Source organism: Bacteroides sp. CACC 737 (assembly GCF_013874375.1).
GTDB classification, from domain to species: Bacteria; Bacteroidota; Bacteroidia; order Bacteroidales; family Bacteroidaceae; genus Bacteroides; species Bacteroides uniformis.
The window spans coordinates 3,532,127-3,554,397 of record NZ_CP059408.1 but is presented as its reverse complement, the minus strand read 5'-3'; the positions used below and the strand labels follow the sequence as shown (position 1 = coordinate 3,554,397).

General features: G+C 48.2%; 19 protein-coding genes. 7 read left to right on the top strand and 12 right to left on the bottom strand.

Translation table 11 applies throughout. From position 1 onward, the window contains the following. Positions 1 to 64: 64 nt before the first annotated feature. The 3 genes from aroQ to H1A11_RS14920 all read left to right on the top strand — a co-directional run bounded on the left by aroQ (position 65) and on the right by H1A11_RS14920 (position 2,710). Positions 65 to 484 (top strand): type II 3-dehydroquinate dehydratase, encoded by a 420-nt coding sequence (gene aroQ / locus H1A11_RS14930; protein WP_005834372.1) that lies wholly within the window; start codon positions 65 to 67, stop codon positions 482 to 484. Positions 485 to 504: 20 nt separating this feature from the next. Beyond that, positions 505 to 1,962, top strand: coding sequence for a pyruvate kinase (gene pyk, locus H1A11_RS14925; protein ID WP_005834375.1), 1,458 nt, complete (start codon positions 505 to 507; stop codon positions 1,960 to 1,962). Positions 1,963 to 2,080: 118 nt separating this feature from the next. Then, positions 2,081 to 2,710 carry an O-methyltransferase gene (locus tag H1A11_RS14920; RefSeq protein WP_005834376.1) on the top strand — a complete coding sequence of 210 codons (630 nt, stop codon included), beginning with the start codon at positions 2,081 to 2,083 and terminating at the stop codon, positions 2,708 to 2,710. A gap of 8 nt (positions 2,711 to 2,718) precedes the next feature. Here H1A11_RS14920 and H1A11_RS14915 read toward each other — a convergent pair whose 3' ends face one another. The 3 genes from H1A11_RS14915 to H1A11_RS14905 form a co-directional block, all read right to left on the bottom strand. Further along, on the bottom strand, positions 2,719 to 3,954 hold the full coding sequence (locus H1A11_RS14915) for an FtsX-like permease family protein (RefSeq protein WP_117601397.1): 1,236 nt from the start codon (positions 3,952 to 3,954) through the stop codon (positions 2,719 to 2,721). Continuing rightward, positions 3,954 to 4,286: a 30S ribosome-binding factor RbfA gene (gene rbfA / locus H1A11_RS14910; protein WP_005834378.1), complete on the bottom strand. Its 333-nt coding sequence runs from the start codon at positions 4,284 to 4,286 to the stop codon at positions 3,954 to 3,956. Before rbfA ends, H1A11_RS14915 begins: the two co-directional genes overlap by 1 nt. Before the next feature lie 671 nt (positions 4,287 to 4,957). Then, complete coding sequence (locus H1A11_RS14905) at positions 4,958 to 7,468, bottom strand: YfhO family protein (RefSeq protein ID WP_181757385.1); 2,511 nt, start codon at positions 7,466 to 7,468, stop codon at positions 4,958 to 4,960. Between the two features lie 244 nt (positions 7,469 to 7,712). Between H1A11_RS14905 and H1A11_RS14900 the strand changes: the two genes are divergently transcribed. After that, positions 7,713 to 8,417: a 5'-methylthioadenosine/adenosylhomocysteine nucleosidase gene (locus tag H1A11_RS14900; protein WP_005830756.1), complete on the top strand. Its 705-nt coding sequence runs from the start codon at positions 7,713 to 7,715 to the stop codon at positions 8,415 to 8,417. A 24-nt stretch (positions 8,418 to 8,441) separates the two neighbouring features. Then, on the top strand, positions 8,442 to 8,933 hold the full coding sequence (locus H1A11_RS14895; protein ID WP_008662549.1) for an S-ribosylhomocysteine lyase: 492 nt from the start codon (positions 8,442 to 8,444) through the stop codon (positions 8,931 to 8,933). A 110-nt stretch (positions 8,934 to 9,043) separates the two neighbouring features. Here the strand turns inward: H1A11_RS14895 and H1A11_RS14890 are convergent, their stop codons facing one another. From H1A11_RS14890 to rpsO, 6 genes are all read right to left on the bottom strand, one after another. Next, a complete protein-coding gene (locus H1A11_RS14890) occupies positions 9,044 to 10,690 on the bottom strand; it encodes an AMP-binding protein (RefSeq protein WP_034523303.1) in 1,647 nt (548 codons plus the stop codon). A gap of 80 nt (positions 10,691 to 10,770) precedes the next feature. Next, positions 10,771 to 11,346 (bottom strand): helix-turn-helix domain-containing protein, encoded by a 576-nt coding sequence (locus tag H1A11_RS14885; RefSeq protein ID WP_005830747.1) that lies wholly within the window; start codon positions 11,344 to 11,346, stop codon positions 10,771 to 10,773. Between the two features lie 177 nt (positions 11,347 to 11,523). Further along, entirely contained in the window at positions 11,524 to 13,935 is a 2,412-nt protein-coding gene (locus tag H1A11_RS14880; protein WP_255461459.1) for an outer membrane beta-barrel family protein, read from the bottom strand. A 56-nt stretch (positions 13,936 to 13,991) separates the two neighbouring features. After that, positions 13,992 to 14,480: a DUF4251 domain-containing protein gene (locus tag H1A11_RS14875; RefSeq protein ID WP_181757384.1), complete on the bottom strand. Its 489-nt coding sequence runs from the start codon at positions 14,478 to 14,480 to the stop codon at positions 13,992 to 13,994. Positions 14,481 to 14,493: 13 nt separating this feature from the next. After that, positions 14,494 to 15,381, bottom strand: coding sequence for a helix-turn-helix domain-containing protein (locus tag H1A11_RS14870; RefSeq protein WP_181757383.1), 888 nt, complete (start codon positions 15,379 to 15,381; stop codon positions 14,494 to 14,496). A 92-nt stretch (positions 15,382 to 15,473) separates the two neighbouring features. Then, the gene (gene rpsO / locus H1A11_RS14865; RefSeq protein ID WP_005830737.1) at positions 15,474 to 15,743 is read right to left on the bottom strand and encodes a 30S ribosomal protein S15; all 270 of its coding nucleotides are present in this window, start codon (positions 15,741 to 15,743) and stop codon (positions 15,474 to 15,476) included. 158 nt (positions 15,744 to 15,901) lie between these two features. Here rpsO and typA point away from each other — a divergent pair, with 158 nt between their 5' ends. Continuing rightward, positions 15,902 to 17,701 (top strand): translational GTPase TypA, encoded by a 1,800-nt coding sequence (typA, locus tag H1A11_RS14860; RefSeq protein ID WP_005830735.1) that lies wholly within the window; start codon positions 15,902 to 15,904, stop codon positions 17,699 to 17,701. A gap of 91 nt (positions 17,702 to 17,792) precedes the next feature. Here typA and H1A11_RS14855 read toward each other — a convergent pair whose 3' ends face one another. Together H1A11_RS14855 and pckA are read right to left on the bottom strand one after the other, a co-directional pair. Further along, positions 17,793 to 18,440 carry a nitroreductase gene (locus H1A11_RS14855; RefSeq protein WP_181757382.1) on the bottom strand — a complete coding sequence of 216 codons (648 nt, stop codon included), beginning with the start codon at positions 18,438 to 18,440 and terminating at the stop codon, positions 17,793 to 17,795. Positions 18,441 to 18,577: 137 nt separating this feature from the next. Beyond that, on the bottom strand, positions 18,578 to 20,185 hold the full coding sequence (pckA, locus tag H1A11_RS14850) for a phosphoenolpyruvate carboxykinase (ATP) (RefSeq protein WP_008662559.1): 1,608 nt from the start codon (positions 20,183 to 20,185) through the stop codon (positions 18,578 to 18,580). Between the two features lie 384 nt (positions 20,186 to 20,569). On the opposite strand from pckA, the gene upp reads away from it, so the two are divergent. After that, complete coding sequence (upp, locus tag H1A11_RS14845; protein ID WP_009037624.1) at positions 20,570 to 21,229, top strand: uracil phosphoribosyltransferase; 660 nt, start codon at positions 20,570 to 20,572, stop codon at positions 21,227 to 21,229. On the opposite strand, the gene H1A11_RS14840 is transcribed toward upp, so the two are convergent. Next, on the bottom strand, positions 21,172 to 22,260 hold the full coding sequence (locus H1A11_RS14840) for a histidine kinase (RefSeq protein ID WP_174646623.1): 1,089 nt from the start codon (positions 22,258 to 22,260) through the stop codon (positions 21,172 to 21,174). The two genes, upp and H1A11_RS14840, sit on opposite strands and share 58 nt — an antisense overlap. Between the last annotated feature and the right edge of the window lie 11 nt (positions 22,261 to 22,271).

Below are 22,271 nucleotides of genomic sequence, written 5' to 3'. Positions count from 1 at the left end.
ATAAATTTGCATCTGCTTTCGGTTTGCACTATCTTTGCACCGCAAAGGTATAAAAAATTGTGTTATGAGGATACAGATTATTAATGGCCCCAATATAAATCTCTTGGGCAAACGTGAACCTTCCATTTACGGTAGCGTTACTTTTGAAGACTACCTTGCCGAACTCCGTAAGAAATATGCGGATGTACAGATTGACTATTTCCAGTCCAACATTGAGGGAGAGCTGATAGACAAGATTCAGCAGGTGGGTTTTGATGTGGACGGCATCATTTTGAATGCGGGTGCTTACACTCACACGTCCATCGCTCTGCAAGATGCTATCCGTTCGGTCACTTCTCCAGTGATTGAGGTGCATATCTCTAATGTACATGCCCGCGAGGCTTTTCGTCATGTGTCCATGATTTCCTGCGCTTGCAAGGGTGTCATTCTCGGTTTCGGGCTGAACTCCTACCGTCTGGCCATGGAGGCATTAAAAGATTATTAAATAAAATAGGTATATAGATTATGTTATTGAAGCAAACGAAGATTGTCGCAACGATTTCTGACCAGCGCTGTGATGTTGATTTTATAAAGCAGTTGTTCGATGCAGGTATGAATGTTGTACGTATGAATACTGCACATCTTGGCCGTGAAGGTGCCGAGAAGTTGATTAATAATGTGCGTTCGGTTTCCAACCGCATCGCTATCCTGATGGATACGAAAGGACCGGAGGTCCGTACGACGGTTCTGGCTGAGCCCATTCCTTTCAAGGCGGGCGACCGCGTGAAGGTGGTAGGCAACCCGGAGCAGGAGACTACCCGTGAATGTATCTCGGTATCCTATCCCCATTTCGTCAAAGACTTGAATGTGGACGGCCATATCCTTATTGATGACGGTGACTTAGAGTTGGTCGTTGTAGAGAAGACCCCCGACTATCTGCTCTGCGAAGTACAGAATGAGGCTACTCTGGGCAGCCGCAAGAGCGTCAACGTTCCCGGCGTCCGCATCAATCTGCCTTCTCTGACGGAGAAGGACCGCACCAATATCCTTTATGCCATTGAGAAGAACATAGACTTCATTGCCCACTCCTTTGTGCGCAATAAGCAGGATATACTCGACATCAAGGCAATTCTTGACGCTCATAACAGCGATATCCGTATTGTTGCTAAGATTGAGAACCAGGAAGGCGTTGATAATATCGATGAAATCCTGGAAGTAGCCGACGGTGTGATGATAGCTCGCGGTGACCTCGGTATTGAAGTTCCGCAGGAACGTATTCCGGGCATCCAGCGTGTGCTCATCCGCAAGTGTATTCTTGCCAAGAAGCCGGTGATTGTTGCCACACAGATGCTTCATACCATGATTTCCAATCCGCGTCCCACCCGTGCGGAGGTAACGGACATTGCCAATGCCATCTATTATCGTACGGATGCCTTGATGTTGAGCGGTGAAACCGCCTATGGAAAGTATCCGGTAGAAGCAGTGAAGACGATGACCAAGATTGCCGCCCAAGCGGAGAAAGACAAGTTGTCTGACAACGATATCCGTATTCCGCTGGACGAGAACAGCAACGACGTGACTGCGTTCCTGGCCAAACAAGCGGTAAAGGCTACCACCAAACTGAAAATCCGTGCAATCATCACCGACAGTTACAGCGGCCGCACTGCCCGTAACCTTGCCGCTTTCCGTGGCAAATATCCGGTGTTGGCCATCTGCTACAAGGAAAAGACTATGCGGCACCTTGCCCTTTCCTACGGTGTGGAAGCTATCTATATGCCCGAACTTGCCAACGGGCAGGAATATTACTTTGCAGCCTTGCGCCGCTTGTTGAAGGAAGGCCGTTTATGTCCTACGGACATGGTGGGCTACCTGAGTAGCGGTAAGGAAGGCACACAGACCTCTTTCCTTGAAATCAATGTCGTAGAAGATGCCTTGAAGCATGCTGAAGATAGTGTGTTGCCCAACAGTAACAGATACTTGTAGGATAAGGGATTAAGGATAAGGGATTAGCGGTTAATGATTAATTAATAATTGTGCGCAGAACTAACCCCTAATCCCTAACCCCTAATCCCTTATCCCTAACCTATAATTCATTAACAAAGTGACGATTGACGAATACATTTTGCAGCACATTGATGATGAGGGCGATTACCTGAAAGCGCTCTATCGCGACACGCATGTCAAGTTGCTATATCCCCGCATGGCTTCCGGACATTTGCAGGGGCGTATGCTCAAGATGTTTGTCCGGATGATTCGTCCCCGGCAGGTGCTGGAGATAGGGACTTATAGCGGATATTCCGCACTTTGCATAGCAGAAGGACTGCCGGAGGGCGGGATGCTGCATACGTTTGAAATCAACGACGAGCAGGAGGACTTCACCCGTCCGTGGCTGGAGAATTCCGATTACGCGGATAAAATCAGGTTCTACATCGGTGATGCTTTGGAACTGGTACCGCAACTGGACCTCACTTTCGACCTTGCCTTTATTGACGGAGATAAGCGTAAATACATAGAGTATTATGAAATGGTGCTCGCCCGTCTTTCCGGCGGTGGATATATCATTGCCGACAATACCTTGTGGGATGGCCATGTGCTGGAAGAACAACCCCATCGCACAGACCTGCAGACAATCAGTATCAAAGCCTTCAATGATTTGGTGGCGCGGGATGCGCGTGTGGAGAAAGTCATTCTTCCCCTGCGTGACGGATTGACGATTATCCGTAAGAAGTAACTGTTTTTCTATCTTTTTCTCAGCAGCCGCTTGCTGAGGTATCTCACCGGATACCATACGGACAAGAAGCCTACAGTGATGACCGTTACGAATACCAGAATAATATCCGTGGCATGTACACTTACCGGATAAGCGTCTACTACAAAACTTCCGTTTCCTCCCCCCAATGAAATCAACCCGAAACGTTGCTGCAGAAAGCACAGCAACAATCCTAAAACGATGCCGGAGAGGGCGCCGAACACAGAAATCATCCTGCCTTCGAACAAGAAGATGCGCGCTATGAGCCGGTCATCGGCACCCAGGTTGCGCAGTGTCTCCACGTCCTCCCGTTTGTCCAGTATCAGCATGGACAGCGAACCGATGACATTGAAGCATGCGATACCCAGAATGAAGGTGAGGAAGAGATAAGAGATGAGTTTCTCTATTTCCATGATGCGGAAAACATCGGCCTGCTGCTCGTAGCGGTTCTGTACAATGAACCGGTCGCCGAGAATGCCTGCTATTTTCTTTTGTACGGAGCCGATGTTGGAACCGGGTTTCAGTTTCATCTCAATGGCAGAAACTTCCGTGTCATAATTGAACAGACGGCGGGCAAAGTCGAGTGACGTCAGTATGTAGCGTGAATCGTATTTTTGCTGGTTGACGGCAAAGATGGCGCCGGGCGAGAAGAGATACTCCCGGTTGAAAGCCGCAGTGGGGTTGGCTATGTTTACCCGTACGTTCCGTTTGGGGGCATAGACCTGCAACGGGTCCACGAACTGAATGCCGGTGCCCAACTCGGATATAAGTTCCACACCCAGAAAACCATAGTCCACCACCGAGTCGCTCAGTAGGAACTTTCCCGTCCCATAGAGCAAGCTGTCGATGGATGTAAGCTGTTCGAAATTGTCCTCCACTCCCTTGATGACGGCCATTGCCTGGCGGTCCTTGTACTGCACCATGGCATTCTCTTCCAGTGTTTCCGTCCACACGTCAATCTCGGACAGGGCGTGTACTTGCCGGATGCACGCTTCGTGCGGGTCGAAAACCTTACCTTCGCGGACGGTGATTTTCAGTTCCGGGTCGAAGGCTGTGAAAAAGCCTGCCACCATGTCCTGAAAACCGTTGAACACGGACAAGGTGCATACCAACGCCAACGTAGCCAATGCCACCCCACACACCGAAATACCGGAGATGATATTAATGGCATTGTGTTTCTTCTTGGAGAAGAGGTAGCGGCGGGCTATAAAGAAGGGAAGGGACATTATTTCAGCAGTTCATCAATTCGTTCCAGATAGTCCAGTGAGTCGTCTACGAAGAACTTCAGTTCGGGGATAATGCGTAGTTGGTGGCGTACGCGGGTACCCAGTTCAAAGCGTATGGACTTCATGTTTCCGTTGATGTTCTTGACGATTTCTTCGCTTTTCTCCGAGGGGAATATACTGAGATAAGCGCGTGCCACGCTCATGTCGGGGCTGATGCGTACGGCACTGACGGAAATCAGTATGCCGGGCATGGACTTGGTTTGCAACAAGAAGATATCACTCAGTTCCTTCTGCAGGAGACGGGCTATTTTATTTTGTCTGGTAGTTTCCATACTGTTCATTTTTTTATGCTGGGGTGCAGCCTGTTTTCACGTTAGCAAAGTTACTGAAATATATCGTTCTGCCGACTGTTTATAGCTTTTTTTTCATTCTTTTCCCTATTGTAGGGTTCATTCTTTTCCGTTCTGTCGATGAGATATGCCTTTTCGTAGATTCTATTTGTTGTTCTTGTTATGCTTCCCTAACTTTGATGTCAGTTCGGAGAACTGCTGATGATGAGTGAAGAAGGAAGAGAACCATTCCGTTATAGAAGAGACTCTCTCTAAATAGCGTTTTTTCATGTATTATTGACTTGAGCCGTTTTTACCCGGGAGGGTAGAAACGGTTTTTTTGCGCATCTGACCGGGCTTTCTTGTCTCTTGCATAGGCTTCTGTTGTGTTTTGCACGGTGGTTTGTCTTGAGAAGCCTTTGGGTTTATCATGTGCGCACGGCTGTGGTACGCCTTTTCCACAGTCGTGAAGAAGACGTGCCACAGCTGTGAAGAATATGCTTCACAGCCGTGGTTTTTCATCAATATATAGGGGTTGACAGAACAGACATAAGGGAATGACAGAACAAACATGAGGGGATAACGGAACGGACATAAGCACTCGACGCATTCCGCTATTCATACCCTGATACGGAATGCGTCGAGTGCTTATGGGGGAATGATATGATATTTTTTTATGCCTTTACATACTTCCTTTTAGCTATCAGCACTGCCACGATGATACCTATCACCAGCAGTGCCAGTGCTCCGTAGGCGATGCCTTCCGTCACGTGCAGGCTGGTGGGGTCAAAGCGCATTTCGATGGTGTGCTGTCCGGCAGGAACATACATTGTGCGCAGGATATAGTCGGCGCGTGCCAGTTCGGCAGGCTGTCCGTCGATGGTTACGTGCCAGCCGTCCGGATAATAGATTTCGGAGAATACGGCAATACCGTCTTGGGCATTGTTTGTTTCGTACGTCAGGCGGTTAGGTGCGTAACTTGTCAGGCGGATGCTGGAGAGGCTGTCTTTATAACTTTCCGTGGTACCTTTCAGTACATCCTTGAAGCGGGCATCCACTACGGCTGTCTCTGTGGGTATGATGCTGTCCAGGGCGTCAATCTCTTCGTTGGCGTTGTTCACATACTGCACCTTGTTTACAAACCATGCATTGCCGTAGGCGTGCGGGTTGAGGATGGGAACGGTTTGTCTTTGCTGCCCTGCAGGGAAGATGAAGTATTTGGTGTTCAGCATGTTCAGTATGCGGAACTTATTGGCATCCACGCTGTCCATCTCACCTCCGGCGGTGGCAATGGCCTTGTAGGCCGCCTGCATTTCGGGAGAGATGTGATGCTCTATCATTTCCTGGTAGCGGCGCAGCTTGGCCGGGTGATAACCGCCGACGCTTTTGTGCCAGTAGGAGGTGTTGTTGTCATCGAAGGTGCTGGTGGCAAAGTTCAATACACGATAGTCCAAGCTGGTATCTTGCAGTATCAGCTCGTCTGTATTCGTCTTGGTGAAGGTTTCCGTACGGATGGAGTGGGGCACGAACTGGGCATCATTCAGATAGCGCTTGTTGACCCCCCACATATCTGCCAGGCAGAGTATGGTGATACCTGCAATGGTCAGCGAGCTGCGCAGCTTGCCGCTTGCATAGAGCCAGAGCAGGCTGCAGCCGATGCCTATGATGATGAAGCTACGCAGGGCGTCGCTGCTGACGAGTTCGGCACGCATCTCTCCCAAGTTGGCAAGGATGCCGGAGAGTTCGTTGGCGGGTATCATCTGCTGGTTGACGGCATTCTGCAGCATCTGTGCCTCTTGGGCGGGCACGTAGCCGGAGCCGATGCTGCCCGGGGCAACGGCAAGCAGCAGGGCGATGCCTGCAGTGAGCAGCAGGCTGATGCCGAGGGGCTTCTTTTCTTGCTTTAAGATTTCCGGCTCTTCGAGCAGGCGTTTCAGGGCAAAGATAGCCAGCAAAGGTATCGTGAACTCTGCTATGACAAGGATGGAGGACACGGCGCGGAACTTGTTGTACAACGGGACGTAATCGATGAAGAAATCCGTCAGCGGCATGAAGTTCTTGCCCCAGGACAAGACGATGGAGAAGAAGGTGGCTCCTATCAATGCCCACTTCAACGGTCCTTTCACGATGAAGCATCCCAGTACGAACAGAAACAAGACGAATGCTCCGACGTAGACGGGACCCGACGTCATGGGCTGGGTACCGAAATATTGTGTCAGTGAGCCGTACAGACTGCTGTACATCAGGTTTGCCTTGCTCATGGCGGTTTCACTCTGGCTGAGAGCGGCGGATGCTCCGCCTTTGAAGTTGGGCACCAGCAGAGTCAGTGTTTCGTCGATGCCGTAGCTCCACTGGGTGATGTAGTCGCGGTCCAGCCCGCTACTGGTCTGCTTGGCAGCGTCGCCGGTCTGCACCAGTTCGCTTTTGCCGCGCATGGTTTCTTTGCTGTAGGCATAGGTGTGATAGAGGTTGGATACGTTGGCGGCTATGCCGACGAGGGCTGCCACAATCAGTACGGCACTTGCCTTGAAGAACTGGGGCAATGTCTTGGTACGCCATGCTTTCTCGAAGTAGGCTCCCACAAAGAAAAGGATGACGAAGAAGAAGTAATAGGACATCTGCACGTGGTTCGAGGTGATTTGCAGGGCCACGAACAAGGCGGTGAGGATGCCTCCCCACAGCAGTTTCCCACGATAGGCGAGCACAATGCCTGCTATGGTGGGCGGCACGTAGGCAAGGGTGATGAACTTCCAGATGTGTCCGGCAGATATTAGGATGAAGAAATAGGACGAGAATGCCCACATGATACCGCCCAGTCCGGCCAGCCAGACCGGTATGCCGAAGACGCGCAGCAGGATGTAGAAGCCGAGCATCAGCATGAATGTGAGGCACACATAGTCGGGCAGGAAGAGTTGGTAGGCTTTCTGTACCCACTGCAGTGACTTGGTGGAGTCATACGAAGGGGCTATCTGATACATGGGCATACCGCCGAACAGCGAGTTTGTCCAACGGCTGCGTTCGCCCGTCTGTTCGTAATACTCCTTGACTTCTTGTCCTGCCCCTGCTCCTGCAGCCGTGTCGTGCTGAAAGAGAATACGGTTTTCTATATCCGCCGGGAAGAAGTAGGCGAAGGAAAGGAGGACGAATGCCAAGATGGCAATAAGGTCGGGAAGAAGCTTCTTCATGAGTTATAAGTTATGAGTTATCAATTAATCAATTGTGGGGCAAAGATAGTGCAAACCGAATACAGAACTTTCATGCTTGCATGAAAAAGTTCTGTTGAGGTGCAGCCTATCTTCGCTTTTGTGGCAAAGATACATAAATGCAGATTGTTATTGTCACGTTATCGGCAGAATGTTGTACCTTTGCCTTTCCAAAAAAAGATTAAAGTGCTTTAATGGTAATATGCAAGCTTAAATTATTATAGATATGACAATAGGGATAATCAGTGCAATGGACAGCGAACACCGCCGGTTGGTGGAGCGCTTGCAGGATAAGAATACGTCGGGCGATGGTAGTTTCCGCTATGTGGAAGGTACATTGGGCGGTAACCATGTAATCTTGACGCAATGCGGCATCGGTAAGGTGAGTGCAGCGGTAGGAGCTTCGGAACTGATACGGCGCTTTTCTCCGGACTGCATCGTCAGCACCGGTGTGGCGGGCGGCATTGATGCTTGCCTGAAGGTGACGGATGTAGTGGCAAGCCAACGTCTGGTGTATCACGACGTCTGGTGCGGCGACGGTAACGAGTACGGACAAGTGCAAGGTTTTCCCGCCTCTTACGAGGGATGTTCCTCTCTGTTGAAACATGCCTTGTCGCTGAACGAAGCCGGAATGGAAAGCCGCATCCACAGCGGACTTGTCTGTACCGGCGACCAGTTCATCACCAACCGTACGGAGCTGGATACCATCAAGCAACGTTTCCCCGACGGTCTTGCCGTTGATATGGAGTCTGCCGCCATTGCGCAGACTTGCTATCTGTACAATGTTCCTTTTCTCAGCTTCCGCATCATCAGCGACACACCCGGAGTAGAGGACCATGCTTCGCAGTATGCCGATTTCTGGGGAACCATGGCAGAGCGTTCGTTCCTCACGATATGGACCTTCCTCTCCACCCTTCCCAGCAATTTATAACTCATAACTTATAACTCATAACTCATGAAGAAGATTCCCAGTTTTACAATTGACCACATCCGCTTGTTGCGCGGTATTTACGTATCCCGCCAGGATGAAGTGAACGGAGAAACAGTCACTACTTTCGACATCCGTATGAAAGAGCCCAACCGTGAGCCTGCCTTGGGACAAGGTGCTCTGCATACTATCGAACATCTTGCCGCCACCTACCTGCGTAATGACCCGCAGTGGCAGGACAAGATTATCTATTGGGGCCCCATGGGCTGCCTCACCGGTAATTATCTGCTGATGAAAGGTGACTTGAAGCCGCAGGACATACTGGCGCTGATGCAGGACACCTTCCGCTTTGTTGCCGAATATGAAGGTGAAGTCCCCGGTGCCGCTCCGCAAGATTGCGGCAACTACCTGCTCCACGACCTTCCGATGGCTAAATGGGAGTCTGCCAAATACCTGCATGAGGTATTGGAACAGATGAAAGAGGAGAATATGAAATATCCGGAAAAAGAAGAAAAATAAGGGGTTATGGATTAAGGACTAGGGATTAGAGATTAGGAATGGGTTTATGCCTATATTAAAGTCTATGCGACCCCAATAATCCCTAACCCTTAATCCCTTATCCTTTATTATCACACAATCTCAATCCCCTGCTCCTTGCAAAGCTGTAATCCCAGGTCTTTCAGCTTGAATTTCTGTATCTTGCCACTTCCCGTCATGGGGAATTCTTTGATGAAGAAGATATACTTGGGTATCTTGTAGCGGGATATTTTGCCGATGCAGAAGTCTCGTACATCCGATTCGTGCATATCCACTCCTTCGTGCAGGATGATGAAAGCGCCTACGGCTTCACCGTATTTCTTAGAGGGAATACCGGCTACCTGCACGTCTTTTACGCCTTCCAGTTGATAGAGGAACTCTTCTATCTCGCGGGGATAGATATTTTCACCACCGCGGATAATCATGTCCTTGATGCGTCCTGTGATGCGGTAATTGCCGTCCTCGTCCTTTATTCCAAGGTCTCCCGAGTGCAGGAAGCCGTTCTCATCAATGACTTCGGCTGTGGCTTCCGGGTTTTTGTAGTAACCCTTCATGGTGTTGTATCCGCGGTTGCACATTTCACCTTGTACGCCTACGGGACACTCTTCTCCGGTTTCGGGGTCGATAACCTTTACTTCCGTATGTTCAAAGTCGTGTCCTACAGTGTTGCAACGTACATCGAACGGGTCGTCTATCCGGGTGGCGGTCATTCCGGGAGCAGCTTCGGTCAGCCCGTAAACGCTGGTTACCTTCATGTACATTTTCTCTTCCACCTGCTTCATCAGCTCTACTGGGCAGAGGGAACCTGCCATGATACCCGTACGGAGGCTGGACATGTCGAACATGTCGAACATCGGATGGTTCAGTTCGGCAATGAACATGGTGGGTACACCGTAAAGTGCCGTGCAGCGCTCCTTGTGGATGGAGGCGAGCACTACCAACGGGTTGAAGCGTTCCACCATTACTTCCGTACAGCCGTGTGTCAGGCAGTTCATGGTGGCAAGTACCACGCCAAAGCAGTGGAACAATGGTACGCAGACGCAGAGCTTGTCGTCGGCGGTAAACTTCATGTGCTCACCGGTAAGGAAACCGTTGTTGGCAATGTTGTAGTGGGTAAGCATGACGCCTTTCGGGAATCCCGTAGTGCCTGAGGTGTATTGCATGTTCACTACATCGTGGCAAGTGACCTGACTTTTGAGCTCATTCAGGCGGCTGTCTTCTATATTGTCGCCCAAGAGAAGTATTTCGGCCGTGTTGTACATGCCCCGGTGCTTCTCCTGCCCCACGTAGATGACATTTTTCATATAGGGGAAACGTTCGCTTTTCAGGTGTCCGCGTTGGCAGGTCTTCAGTTCCGGAAGCATGGTATAGGTCATCTGCACAAAGTCACTGTCCTTTTCGCCATTGACGATGCAGAGGGTATGCATGTCGGAGTTCTGGCAGAGATATTCCAGCTCGGACTGTTTGTAGTTGGTGTTTACCGTTACGTAGACGGCACCTATCTTGGCGCAAGCGTATAATAGGGTCAGCCAGTCGGGTACGTTGGCTGCCCAGATACCTACGTGTGTTCCCCGCTCCACGCCGATGGCGATAAGTCCTTTGGCCATGTCGTCCACCCGGCGGTTGAACTGGCTCCAGGTGAAACGCAGGTTGCGGTCGGAGTAAACGATATATTCTTTGTCTGGTGTTGTTTCGGCCCAATGTTCCAACCATTGGCCGAGGGTGCGTTCGTATAACATGATGTGGAAGTTGAAAGTGGAAAGGTGAAAATAGAAAGTATTTATCATTTTCCATTTTCACCTTTCAATTTTCCATTAATTTAAATTGGTGTATAAACTACTGCAAGTATCTTGGCTGCCTGCCCTTCATAGGCGTGTACGTGGTGCGGAACGATGGAATCGTAATAGATGCTGTCACCTTCTTCGAGCAGGTAGGTGTTTTTGCCGTAACTGATTTCCATGGTCCCTTCCATCACCATGATGAATTCTTCGCCTTCGTGTGAGGAGAGTACAAAGTCACTGTCGTCCGTAGCGGCCACATCAATGATAAACGGCTCCATGTGGCGGTCGGCTTTGGATTTGGAGAGTGAATGATACTCCATATGCTTGCGGCTGTGGATGGCATTGTTGGAGAAACTGATGCTGTTCTGCGATTCGTCCTTACGGCAGACTACGGGACCGTTCTCATCTTGGTCGTCAAGAAAAGTCCCCAAACGTACACCCAGTACACGCGCTATTTTGATGAGGGGAGCCAGTGACGGAAGGTCGATATTGTTTTCTATACGTTCAATCTGTTCGATAGCAAGTCCCGAACGCTGTGCCAGTTCTTCCATACTGATGGATTGGCTTTCACGGAGTGATTTTATTTTTTCTCCTACAATTTTGCTGGTATCCATAATGATAGTATTTTGGGGTCGAAAAGTTATAATTTATAGTTCTTAAACCGCAAAAATAAGAGAAACTTTTACTTGATGCAACATTCTGAGGGAAAATATTGCTGAAATATCTCCGGTGGTCGGCTTATTTGTATAATATTCTTCTGTTCTGTTTCTCTTTCTTCCCCAAAGTTCTGTTTATAGCCGCTTCAAGTCTTGTTCCGATACGTGCTTTCCTTTGTACGCTTTGCCTGCTGCATTGAAACGATAGCTTAGCTTCAGGGAGAAGCTGCGCGAGTCCGGGTTTGCCTTTTTCGTATAGGTCAGCCGGGGACCGAACAGCATGAAGGAGCCATACCGGGAATTCCACAGGTCATTGGCTTGCAGTCCGAGCGTCAGCCTTTTGTTGAAGAATGTTTTGCGGATGCCGGCGTTTATGCCCCAATAGGAACGTTGCAGCATGGCGCCGAAGTTGCCTTCGCTCTGGTAGTCGGCATCAAGGGAGAGAATCCACTCGTCCGGAAGCTGGAGACTGTTTTGCAGAAAGAGGTAAATGCTGCCGCGGTTCATATTCTTGCTACTGCCTTGATTGGTGACTTTGAAGGACGGTTGGGCGAAGTAGATGCCGAGCTCCGGTTTCCAGATGCCGACGGTGGGTGACAGATGGGCAGAGGCGGTGAGATACTGCATCCGTTTGAAATTTCCGGTAGTGAAGATGACAACATCCGGATTGTCTTCGTATTCTTTGGTCATGAAGGCAATGGCATTGCGGCGGTATTGGTAGTTAAGTCCGAATTGTACCCACTTGTAAAGGGCCGTGAACTGCAGGTCGTGGTTGGTTTCGGGGGTAAGCAGCGGGTTTCCGCCTTCGTAGATGAAACGGTTGTTATAACTCAGTGTGCTACGTAGCTGGAAGAAGCTGGGGCGGTTGCTTTTGGCTGTATAGCTGAGATTGGCTTGGGCTTTGCCGAGAGGAAAGTCTACCGATAGGTTGGGGCACCAGTCATTGTAAGTACGACTTTGACCGGGCACGTACTCTTCCTGCTCCCAATAGTCGGAGACGGCATGCTCGAAGCGCAGTCCTGCAAGAAGGCTGATTTTTCCTAATGTCAGTGAGTATTCGGCAAAGACGGCGGACTTGCTTTCGTCGATTCGACTGTCTGTATCGGGAAGTATGTGCTGCCGGTTTAGGAAATTGTCATTTCGCCGGATGAAGGTGTAATCGGCGCCGGTCTTCAGTTCACCTTTCCAAAGGGGATGGGTCAGAATCAACTTGGCGGCATAAAGGCGGTTGTCGGCGTGGTTGAAAGAGCTGATGTCGCGATTGCCTTCGGTCTGGCTTTCTTCTTGAGCCTCCTGGTGATTATAACTTTTGCCGTATACCAGGTCGGTGTTGAAGTTTATGTAGAGTTGCTTTATGCTGCCTTGATAGTAGGCATTCAGCTGGTGCCGGCTGGTTTGCTGCAAGTTTTGAGAGGAATGTATGGTGTGATCGGCCAACTCTTCATTCGCCCGGACGGTATATGTCGAATGGTCACTGCTGTGATAATCGGGGGTACGATGAAACTCATAGGAGGCACCGAGGCTGTGTTGGGGGGTGAAGTCGTAACTGGCGCTTGCTTTTCCTCCGGCAAGCAGTCCCTTATTATATAAGTGAACCCGGTTATTTACATCCCATTGTATTTCGGACGGTATTTGGTAGCGAACCTCCTGGTGGCGTTTTCTGTTTTCATAATTGGTGTACAGCATGCCCAGTAGGGCCAGTCCTTTCTTCTGATAATTCAGATTGACTTGTCCGTAATGGCTGCTGCGTCTCCGTTGGGTGATTCCTGCACGGAAATTACCGCCAAAACTGTCTCTTTTGTTACGTACGGTGCGTATGCGTACAACGGCTTTAACGGTAGCATCGTACTCTGCACCCGGGTTGGTGATAAGCTCCACTTTTTCAATATCGGCGGCAGAGAGGCGTTGCAGCTCGGAGTTGTCTTGCAGAAGGCGGTTGTCTATATAGATGACCGGTGTCCCTTTGCCAAAAACGGTATACCCCTCATCAGAGGAGCGCAGTCCGGGGATATGTTTCAATACGTCGTTGGCATCATTCAAGGATGCAAGCAGGGTTTGCCGTACGCTTGTCTCCAACTTTCCGCCCTTTAGTCGGAAAACGGGACGGGCGGCGGTGATGACGGTTTCCGCAAGTAGCACGGCATCGGTTTGCAATATCCAGTTGTGGGTACTCCCGGTGGGGCAAGGCTGGCAAAGGGTTTTGTAACCGATGGAAGAAATTTGTAGTAGATAGTTTCCGGGAGCGGGAGGGAGAAGTTCAAAACTACCGTCGCTTCGGCTACACGTTCCTTGTATGAAGGTGGAATCTTCGGAAAGGAGGGCGATGTTGGCAAACTCTATCGGTTGCTTTTCCTCTGTGAGAATTTTACCTTGGATGGAGGGTGTTGCCGGGCTGGTTTGTGCTTTTGTTGTCGTGACGCTCATTAGGAGCAGGGCAAGAATACATATTATCTGTTTCATGTTCCGGTTGTTGTTTGATTTCGGGACACGAAGGTATCCGCTTTCTGCCGGGATGGAAGAAACAAAAAGCGGATAGTTGTCTGACATTTGCCTGACAATAGACTGACAATACTTTCTTTTGTCCTTTTAAAGGGGGAAGATGATTACTTTTTTGTATCCATCTCTCCGGTGAACGAGATGGACTGTTTGTTCATGGGTTGCACATGGATACTGGTAGAACCATCGGGAAAGATGGTGAGACGGTACTCATAATTGTCTTCATCACTACGGGTCTTGAAGTCTATTTGGATTTTGCCTTTTTTGAGTGCTCTAGTTGTGTATGCGGTGATGGATGCATTGAAATTCAGGTTCTTGCCTCCTCCATACGGAGCATTGTAGGCCACTCCAAAGTAAGGCAGGTAAGAGAAAACGGAGTCGTTTCTGATTTCCAGTGTGTAGTTGGTGGTCAGGTTACGACTACCGCCTCTCATCGGTTGCATCCGATCTACGTTGATTTTGTATTGTTTAGCAGCAATAGCTTCTTTTACAGCACGTTCAGTGCGCGCTTTCTTTTCGTTACGGTTTTGGGCGGTTGTCGGCATTGCGACAGTCAGGCAGATTAGCCCTAATAGGATAAGTTTGTTAGTCTTCATGATTCTATAATGTTTAGGTTTTTATTTCCAGTCCGTAGGCGCGGCCACGATCTGTTGTTATTCTGAGGTTGCTGTTGTCCTCGACAATGGGCTTCAGACGCCGTATCAATGTGTAAAGCGTTTCGTCTGCATTGTCTTTTCCCGGCCATAGCGATTGGCAGATGTCGGATTTGAAAAGTAGGTGTGAGGAAGAAAGGTAGAACATCTCCATCAGTGTGTACTGCATGGGGGTGAGTTTTAGCTTTTCCTGCTGTTCGTTATAGAAGCAGGCTTCCTGGAGGGAAAGCGAAAGGTTGCCGAAGGTAATGAAGTTTTCTTGTTGCTGCCCGTTACTGGCATTAGTCTTTGTGTGCCGGTGGAAATAGAAGAAAGTGAATCCTCCCCACAGCAAGGCTGCCAATAGCAATGTTGCCGGAATTGTCTGCTTGGATAAACTGAACAGCATGGCAGCTGAGCAGCGGGCATATCCTCGGAAAGAAAGCGTCAGTCCAGATGCATCGGCTGTGGTGGAGAGCCATACTAATGTGTCGCTGGCAAGACATCCGGCAGGAATTTCATTGAATACGGTGGCGGGAGCATTCTTTTTCAGTATATGTAGCGAAAGTGTGGAGACATCTTTCAATCCGGTGACGGACAATGCTTCGGTAAAGGCTCTGTGGAAACCGCTTACGGAAACGGGAGTACCCATCACTTCTTGCAACTTTGCATAGGTTTGGATGGTGTCCGCATTCAACCATAATCCCTTGTTCTGCAATACTGTGCGTTGCAGTGCCTGGTTCAGGTCAGAGACCACACGTTGTTCTGCCTGCGAATAGCTGCGATAACCAAAGCCGAATGATAGCAGTATCAATAGAAAAGTGATTGCTATCGAAAGATTTGCTGCTGATACTTTTCTTTTCATGGATACAAAATTAGGTATAAATCGGATTATAAACAAAAAAGGAAGTTTCCTTTTGGAAAACTTCCTTTTTTGGTGGTTTTGCCGCAAGTAGATTACTTACGCAAGCCGAGTTCTTTGACGATAGCACGATATCTGGTGATGTCGCGGTCCTTCAGATAAGTCAGCAACGCACGGCGTTTACCTACCAACATAGTCAAAGCTCTTTCTGTACTATAATCCTTTCTGTTGAGCTTAAGGTGCTCAGTCAGACGAGCAATACGGTAGGAAAACAAAGCTATCTGAGCCTCAGCTGAGCCAGTATCAGTGTTAGACTTTCCGTATTTGCCGAAGATTTCTTGCTTTTTAGCAGCGTCTAAATACATAATGTTTAATTAAAAGTTATTATAAATATTCCCTTTCGGGGCTGCAAAGATAGGGATAAACTTTTATATCACAATGATATTCAGCAAAAAAATCATATCTATACTGCATATCTAATCCAAAATCACTAACTTTGTCGCCTGAAAATAATAGGTATTATATGCAAAAGATTAGAAACATTGCAATTATTGCCCATGTGGACCATGGGAAAACGACGCTCGTTGACAAGATGCTTTTGGCCGGAAATCTTTTCCGCAGCAACCAGAGCACAGGTGAATTAATGTTGGATAACAATGACCTGGAGCGTGAACGAGGTATAACGATTCTCTCAAAGAACGTTTCTATCAACTACAAGGACACCAAGATTAACATTATTGATACTCCGGGACACAGTGACTTCGGAGGTGAAGTGGAACGTGTATTGAATATGGCGGATGGATGCATTCTGCTTGTGGATGCTTTCGAAGGTCCTATGCCGCAGACACGGTTTGTATTGCAGAAAGCTCTGCAGATTGGTCTGAAACCTATCGTTGTTGTAAATAAGGTGGATAAGCCAAACTGCCGTCCCGAAGAAGTGTACGAGATGGTGTTCGACTTGATGTTCAGCTTGAATGCAACCGAGGACCAGCTGGATTTCCCCGTTATCTACGGTTCTGCCAAGAATAATTGGATGAGTACTGACTGGCAGCAGCCGACTGATAACATTTATCCGCTTCTGGACTGTATCTTGGAGAATATTCCTGCCCCCGAACAGTTGGAAGGTACACCGCAAATGCTGGTTACTTCGCTGGATTATTCTTCGTATACTGGGCGTATTGCTGTAGGCCGCGTGCACCGTGGCATATTGAAAGAAGGCATGAATGTGTCTTTGGCAAAGCGTGACGGGAGTATCGTGAAATCAAAAATCAAGGAATTGCATACATTTGAAGGTATGGGCCGTGTAAAGGTGCAGGAAGTGTCTTCCGGTGACATCTGTGCGTTGGTAGGTATCGAAGGATTCGAAATCGGAGATACTGTCTGCGATTACGAAAATCCGGAAGCGTTGCCGCCTATTGCCATTGATGAACCTACGATGAGTATGCTATTCACCATTAATGACTCTCCGTTCTTCGGTAAGGAAGGTAAGTTTGTTACTTCCCGCCACATCCATGACCGTTTGATGAAGGAGTTGGATAAGAATCTTGCACTTCGCGTGCGCAAGAGCGAGGAAGACGGCAAGTGGATTGTTTCCGGCCGTGGCGTGCTTCATCTTTCCGTACTGATTGAGACCATGCGTCGTGAAGGGTATGAGTTGCAGGTAGGGCAACCGCAGGTAATCTTCAAGGAGATTGACGGCGTGAAATGCGAACCTATCGAAGAGCTGACCATCAATGTTCCCGAAGAATATGCCAGCAAGATGATTGATATGGTGACCCGTCGTAAAGGTGAAATGGTGAAGATGGAAAGTGCCGGCGAACGTGTAAACCTTGAGTTCGACATGCCGTCACGCGGTATCATCGGTCTGCGTACCAACGTGCTGACCGCTTCTGCCGGCGAGGCTATTATGGCACACCGTTTTAAGGAATACCAGCCGTATAAGGGTGAAATTGAACGGCGTACCAACGGTTCTATGATTGCCATGGAGTCCGGTACGGCTTTTGCCTATGCCATTGACAAGTTGCAGGACCGCGGTAAATTCTTCATTTTTCCGCAGGAAGAGGTTTATGCAGGCCAGGTAGTGGGTGAGCATTCCCATGACAACGACTTGGTGATTAATGTAACGAAGTCCAAGAAGCTTACCAATATGCGTGCCAGTGGTTCGGATGATAAGGCACGTCTGATTCCTCCCGTACAGTTCTCTCTTGAGGAGGCACTGGAGTACATCAAGGAAGACGAATACGTGGAAGTTACTCCTAAATCAATGCGTATGCGTAAGGTTATCCTCGATGAGCTTGAGCGTAAACGCGCAAACAAGAACTGATAAACAGAAGAGTTTTAGTTGTTATATATGAAAGGAGTGCCCCGCCGAAAGGTGAGGCACTCCTTGTTTATTGTCGTCATTCAAACGAAAGTCAATCGATGAATTTTACCTTTGCCGCATTACGGGGTTTGGCAGCGGGCGTTTCATCCGGATAGCCGAAAGCGATACAGTAAAGTAGCTGATAGCCTTCCGGAATATCCAGTTTCTTCAGGTATTCGGCAACAGCCGGAGTAGAGGTCATGAAGCGCGTGGGACCGCCCAAGCAGCAAGAACCGATTCCCATGGACCAGGCTGATAGAATCATATTCTCACCCAGCAGTCCGCAGTCAATCTGCGAAAGGTCATAAGACGGGTCATTGGCAATAAATACTACTGTAGAAGCGTTGCGAAACATGTTCTTGAATTTCGGGTCTTCGGCGGCTTTGGGATTTTCCTTCTTGTAGATTTCCGTAATGCCGTTGATAAAATCCGGGTTATCCACTACACGCACTTCCCACGATTGCTTGTTCTGTCCGTTGGGTGCATTGATACCACAATCCAGGATAATCTGCATGGTGTCGCGATTCACGGCTTGCGGTTTGTACTGGCGGATACTGCGGCGTGACATGATGGTTTCAATCACCGCATTCTCTTTGCTTTCATTTGCATTGGCAACTTGGGTCTCTTTCTGGACCTGGGCACCGCAACTGCAGAGCAGTAACAAACTTGCACCTGCCAACATCAATCTGATACTTTTCATATTGCTTTATTTGAATAATGGTTTCTGCAAAACTACTAAAACTTTCGGATTATCAATGAGATAGAGATATTAAAAAAGAAAAAAGGCATCTCCCGGAGGAGATACCTTTTCCATATGTTTCTAACTTTATTGTCAGATTAGAGCTTCGGACCAGCAGCAACCAAAGCCTTACCAGCTTCGTTGCCAGTGAACTTAGCGAAGTTCTTGATGAAGCGACCAGCCAGGTCTTTTGCTTTTTCTTCCCATTGGCAAGCGCATTCGTAAGTATCGCGAGGATCAAGAATCTTCGGATCTACATTAGGCAATTCAGTAGGAACCACGAAGTCGAAGAAAGGAATAACCTTCGTCGGAGCCTTGTCGATAGAACCGTCGAGGATAGCGTCGATGATACCACGAGTATCTTTGATAGAGATACGTTTGCCGCTACCGTTCCAACCAGTGTTAACCAAGTATGCCTTAGCACCAACCTTGTTCATCTTCTTAACCAATTCTTCTGCATATTTAGTAGGATGCAAGCTCAAGAAAGCAGCACCGAAGCAAGCAGAGAATGTCGGAGTCGGTTCAGTGATGCCACGTTCTGTACCAGCCAACTTAGCAGTAAAGCCAGACAAGAAGTAGTACTGAGCTTGTTCAGGGTTCAGGATAGATACCGGAGGTAATACACCGAATGCGTCGGCAGACAAGAAAATTACCTGGTGAGCGTGAGGACCCTTGGAAACCGGCTTAACGATGTTATTGATGTGGTAGATAGGATAAGAAACACGAGTGTTTTCAGTTACGCTCTTGTCAGCGAAGTCAATCTTGCCGTCAGCAGCAACTGTAACGTTCTCCAACAGAGCGTCACGCTTGATGGCAGCGTAGATATCGGGTTCGCTTTCTTTATCCAAGTTGATAACCTTAGCGTAGCAACCACCTTCGTAGTTAAATACACCTTCGTCATCCCATCCGTGTTCGTCGTCACCGATCAACAGACGTTTCGGGTCAGTTGACAAGGTAGTCTTACCAGTACCGGACAGACCGAAGAAGATAGCAGAGTCAGTACCTTCCATGTTAGTGTTGGCAGAGCAGTGCATAGAAGCGATACCACGCAACGGGTTCTTGTAGTTCATGATAGAGAACATACCCTTCTTCATTTCACCGCCGTACCAAGTGTTCAAGATAACCTGTTCGTTGGTCTTCAAGTTGAATACAGTAGCTGTTTCAGAGTTCAGACCCAGTTCCTTGTAGTTGTCAACTTTTGCCTTAGAAGCGTTGAATGATACGAAATCGGGTTCTCCGTAGTTAGCCAGTTCTTCAGCAGTCGGGCGGATGAACATGTTAGTTACGAAGTGAGCCTGCCATGCCACTTCCATGATGAAACGTACTTTCATACGAGTAGCGGGGTTGGCACCACAGAAGGTATCAACAACAAACAGACGCTTGCCGCTCAGCTGCTTAACAGCTTTAGCTTTCAAGTCAGCCCAAGCTTCTTCAGAGCAAGGTTTGTTGTCGTTTTTGTATTCTTCAGAAGTCCACCATACAGAATCCTTGCTGGCTTCATTCATTACGAAGAATTTATCTTTAGGAGAACGACCGGTATAGATACCTGTCATTACATTTACAGCACCCAGTTCAGTTACCTGACCTTTTTCAAAACCTTCCAAACCTGGTTTGGTTTCTTCTGCGAACAGTACATCGTAAGACGGGTTGTGGATAATTTCCTTCACGTCTTGGATACCGTACTTGCTTAAATCTAAATTTGCCATTTCTTTTAATGATTTAAAATGTTGGTATTTGGTTTATAATCTCTTTCCTTAATCTCTTTTTACCTTTGATTTACAAGGGAAAACGGGTGTAGAAAAGCTCTTTTTTTCCTGCTTTTCAGCAGGTCCCTTGTTTTTCGCCTACAAAAGTAATACTTTCTTTTTAAAGAAAAGCTCTATTAGAGAAATTTTTCTCTAATAGGAAATCTTTTATAAAACCATAACAATATCTGCTAACTGAATGTTGCAAATTGAGTGAAATTCGTTTACTTTGCAGCAGATTTTAATGTGCTAATGTGCTGATATGCCAATGTGCTAATTGCCATGCGGCATTACGTACACCACATTTGCACATTAGCATATTTGCACATTAGCACATTTATAGTTATGAAGGTTATCAACTTTGCCGAGACAAATTCTGTCTTGAACCAATACGTGGCGGAAATTCGTGATGTAGCAGTCCAGGGCGACCGTATGCGTTTCCGCCGTAATATTGAACGCATTGGAGAGATAATGGCGTATGAAATGAGTAAGGAACTGACGTATTCTGTCAAGCAGGTACAGACTCCCTTGGGAGTGGCGTCGGTCAGCACACCCGATGACGAGGTGGTGATTGCCACTGTTTTCCGTGCTGGGCTGCCCTTGCATACTGGGTTTTTGAATATGTTCGACCATGCCGGGAATGCTTTTGTTTCCGCTTACCGTTATTATAAGGATAAGGAATGCCGCACGGTGGATGTACACATCGAATACATCGCTACTCCGGATTTGTCCAAGAAGACATTATTGATTGTAGACCCGATGCTTGCCACGGGAGAAAGTATGGAATTGGCCTGGAAGGCCTTCATTACCAAGGGGATGCCAGCCAAGTTGCAGATAGCTTGTGTCATAGCCAGCCAGCAGGGCGTAGAGCATCTGGAAAAGCTGTTCCCTGGAGATGAAGTGACCTTGTGGTGTGCAGCAATCGACCCGGAGATGAACGAGCATTCCTATATCGTTCCCGGGCTGGGAGATGCCGGAGATTTGGCGTTCGGTGACAAGATATAAGGTTCATATATCTTTTCCATCAGCCTTTTTCCAAGTGCGGGCCTATAATGACCCGGTTCATAATAATTGTGGATGTCTTCCGTGTATTCGTTGATACCGGTGAAATCAAATACATTCCGTTTTCCGAAGAAGCGCTTCAGTGTCTTTACGTCGGCAGGGTTTATGTTGACTTGCAGGTAGTCGGGACTGATAATGATTTTTACATCGGTATCATGTTTCCGGCAAATCCACTTTATTTCCTGCAACAAGCTGACTTGTTTTTCCCTGAGCACTTGGGGGGCTTCCCGGTATTTCCCGTCTCTATAATTCTTCATTTTCTCTTTGGTGAATTCTCCTTTCCGGTTTTCCCAGTACTTATCTCCCTCTTCCTTTATCATTTCCTCCCTGGGATTCAGCACATCATTGGTTACCGGGTTTCGGGTGGAGCCATAGGGATTTATCACCCCTTTCATGTAAGGGCGATAGGTGTGGAACAGCTTGTAGTCCAGATAGGGGAGGAGAAAGTTCGGGTAGAAGAAGGCTTGGCAGAATTCCTTCTGGAACTTGAAGTTGCTTATTCCCGATATGACGGGCGGCAGAATGTTGGAATGTCCGGTCAGGCAGCGGTCGTTGTGCAATGATTCCTTGTCGATAATCAGCAGCAGGTTCTTGATTGTTGCACCTGCCTTGTCCAGTGCCTTCAGCTTTAGGCAGACGGCGGCAAGGCTTTCGGCATTTCCGAATAACCGTACGGCTCTTCCACCGTGGAGGTATTTTTCCCATTCATGGCATTGATAAGCCATAGTGCAGGAGTTTCCCATGATATAGGAGTCGATGGGGATAGTATCCCGGTTGTTCAGATACATCTGCCACCCCACGTGCCCTTCGTTTAGTACAACCGGGGTTTGGTCGTATCGTTCATAGTTCTTCAGGACCATGAAAGGGTCGTCCAGGAAATAGACTGCCAGTAGGGCTATAAAAGGGATAAAAAGGATAAATAGCTTTTTCATGAAACGTATGGCTGCGTTCCGTTCGCTGTTTTTCTTCATCATGTGTCTTTATT

What these genes read in the sequence shown, in the direction of transcription:
- pckA (WP_008662559.1), bottom strand. Translation starts at nt 20,185, where the DNA reads ATGGCAAATTTAGATTTAAGCAAGTACGGTATCCAAGACGTGAAGGAA.
- H1A11_RS14890 (WP_034523303.1), bottom strand. Translation starts at nt 10,690, where the DNA reads ATGTTATACGAACGCACCCTCGGCCAATGGTTGGAACATTGGGCCGAA.
- H1A11_RS14840 (WP_174646623.1), bottom strand. Translation starts at nt 22,260, where the DNA reads ATGATGAAGAAAAACAGCGAACGGAACGCAGCCATACGTTTCATGAAA.
- aroQ (WP_005834372.1), top strand. Translation starts at nt 65, where the DNA reads ATGAGGATACAGATTATTAATGGCCCCAATATAAATCTCTTGGGCAAA.
- upp (WP_009037624.1), top strand. Translation starts at nt 20,570, where the DNA reads ATGAAGGTTATCAACTTTGCCGAGACAAATTCTGTCTTGAACCAATAC.
- H1A11_RS14900 (WP_005830756.1), top strand. Translation starts at nt 7,713, where the DNA reads ATGACAATAGGGATAATCAGTGCAATGGACAGCGAACACCGCCGGTTG.
- rpsO (WP_005830737.1), bottom strand. Translation starts at nt 15,743, where the DNA reads ATGTATTTAGACGCTGCTAAAAAGCAAGAAATCTTCGGCAAATACGGA.
- H1A11_RS14915 (WP_117601397.1), bottom strand. Translation starts at nt 3,954, where the DNA reads ATGTCCCTTCCCTTCTTTATAGCCCGCCGCTACCTCTTCTCCAAGAAG.
- rbfA (WP_005834378.1), bottom strand. Translation starts at nt 4,286, where the DNA reads ATGGAAACTACCAGACAAAATAAAATAGCCCGTCTCCTGCAGAAGGAA.
- pyk (WP_005834375.1), top strand. Translation starts at nt 505, where the DNA reads ATGTTATTGAAGCAAACGAAGATTGTCGCAACGATTTCTGACCAGCGC.
- H1A11_RS14885 (WP_005830747.1), bottom strand. Translation starts at nt 11,346, where the DNA reads ATGGATACCAGCAAAATTGTAGGAGAAAAAATAAAATCACTCCGTGAA.
- H1A11_RS14855 (WP_181757382.1), bottom strand. Translation starts at nt 18,440, where the DNA reads ATGAAAAGTATCAGATTGATGTTGGCAGGTGCAAGTTTGTTACTGCTC.
- H1A11_RS14895 (WP_008662549.1), top strand. Translation starts at nt 8,442, where the DNA reads ATGAAGAAGATTCCCAGTTTTACAATTGACCACATCCGCTTGTTGCGC.
- H1A11_RS14880 (WP_255461459.1), bottom strand. Translation starts at nt 13,935, where the DNA reads ATGTCAGACAACTATCCGCTTTTTGTTTCTTCCATCCCGGCAGAAAGC.
- H1A11_RS14875 (WP_181757384.1), bottom strand. Translation starts at nt 14,480, where the DNA reads ATGAAGACTAACAAACTTATCCTATTAGGGCTAATCTGCCTGACTGTC.
- typA (WP_005830735.1), top strand. Translation starts at nt 15,902, where the DNA reads ATGCAAAAGATTAGAAACATTGCAATTATTGCCCATGTGGACCATGGG.
- H1A11_RS14905 (WP_181757385.1), bottom strand. Translation starts at nt 7,468, where the DNA reads ATGAAGAAGCTTCTTCCCGACCTTATTGCCATCTTGGCATTCGTCCTC.
- H1A11_RS14870 (WP_181757383.1), bottom strand. Translation starts at nt 15,381, where the DNA reads ATGAAAAGAAAAGTATCAGCAGCAAATCTTTCGATAGCAATCACTTTT.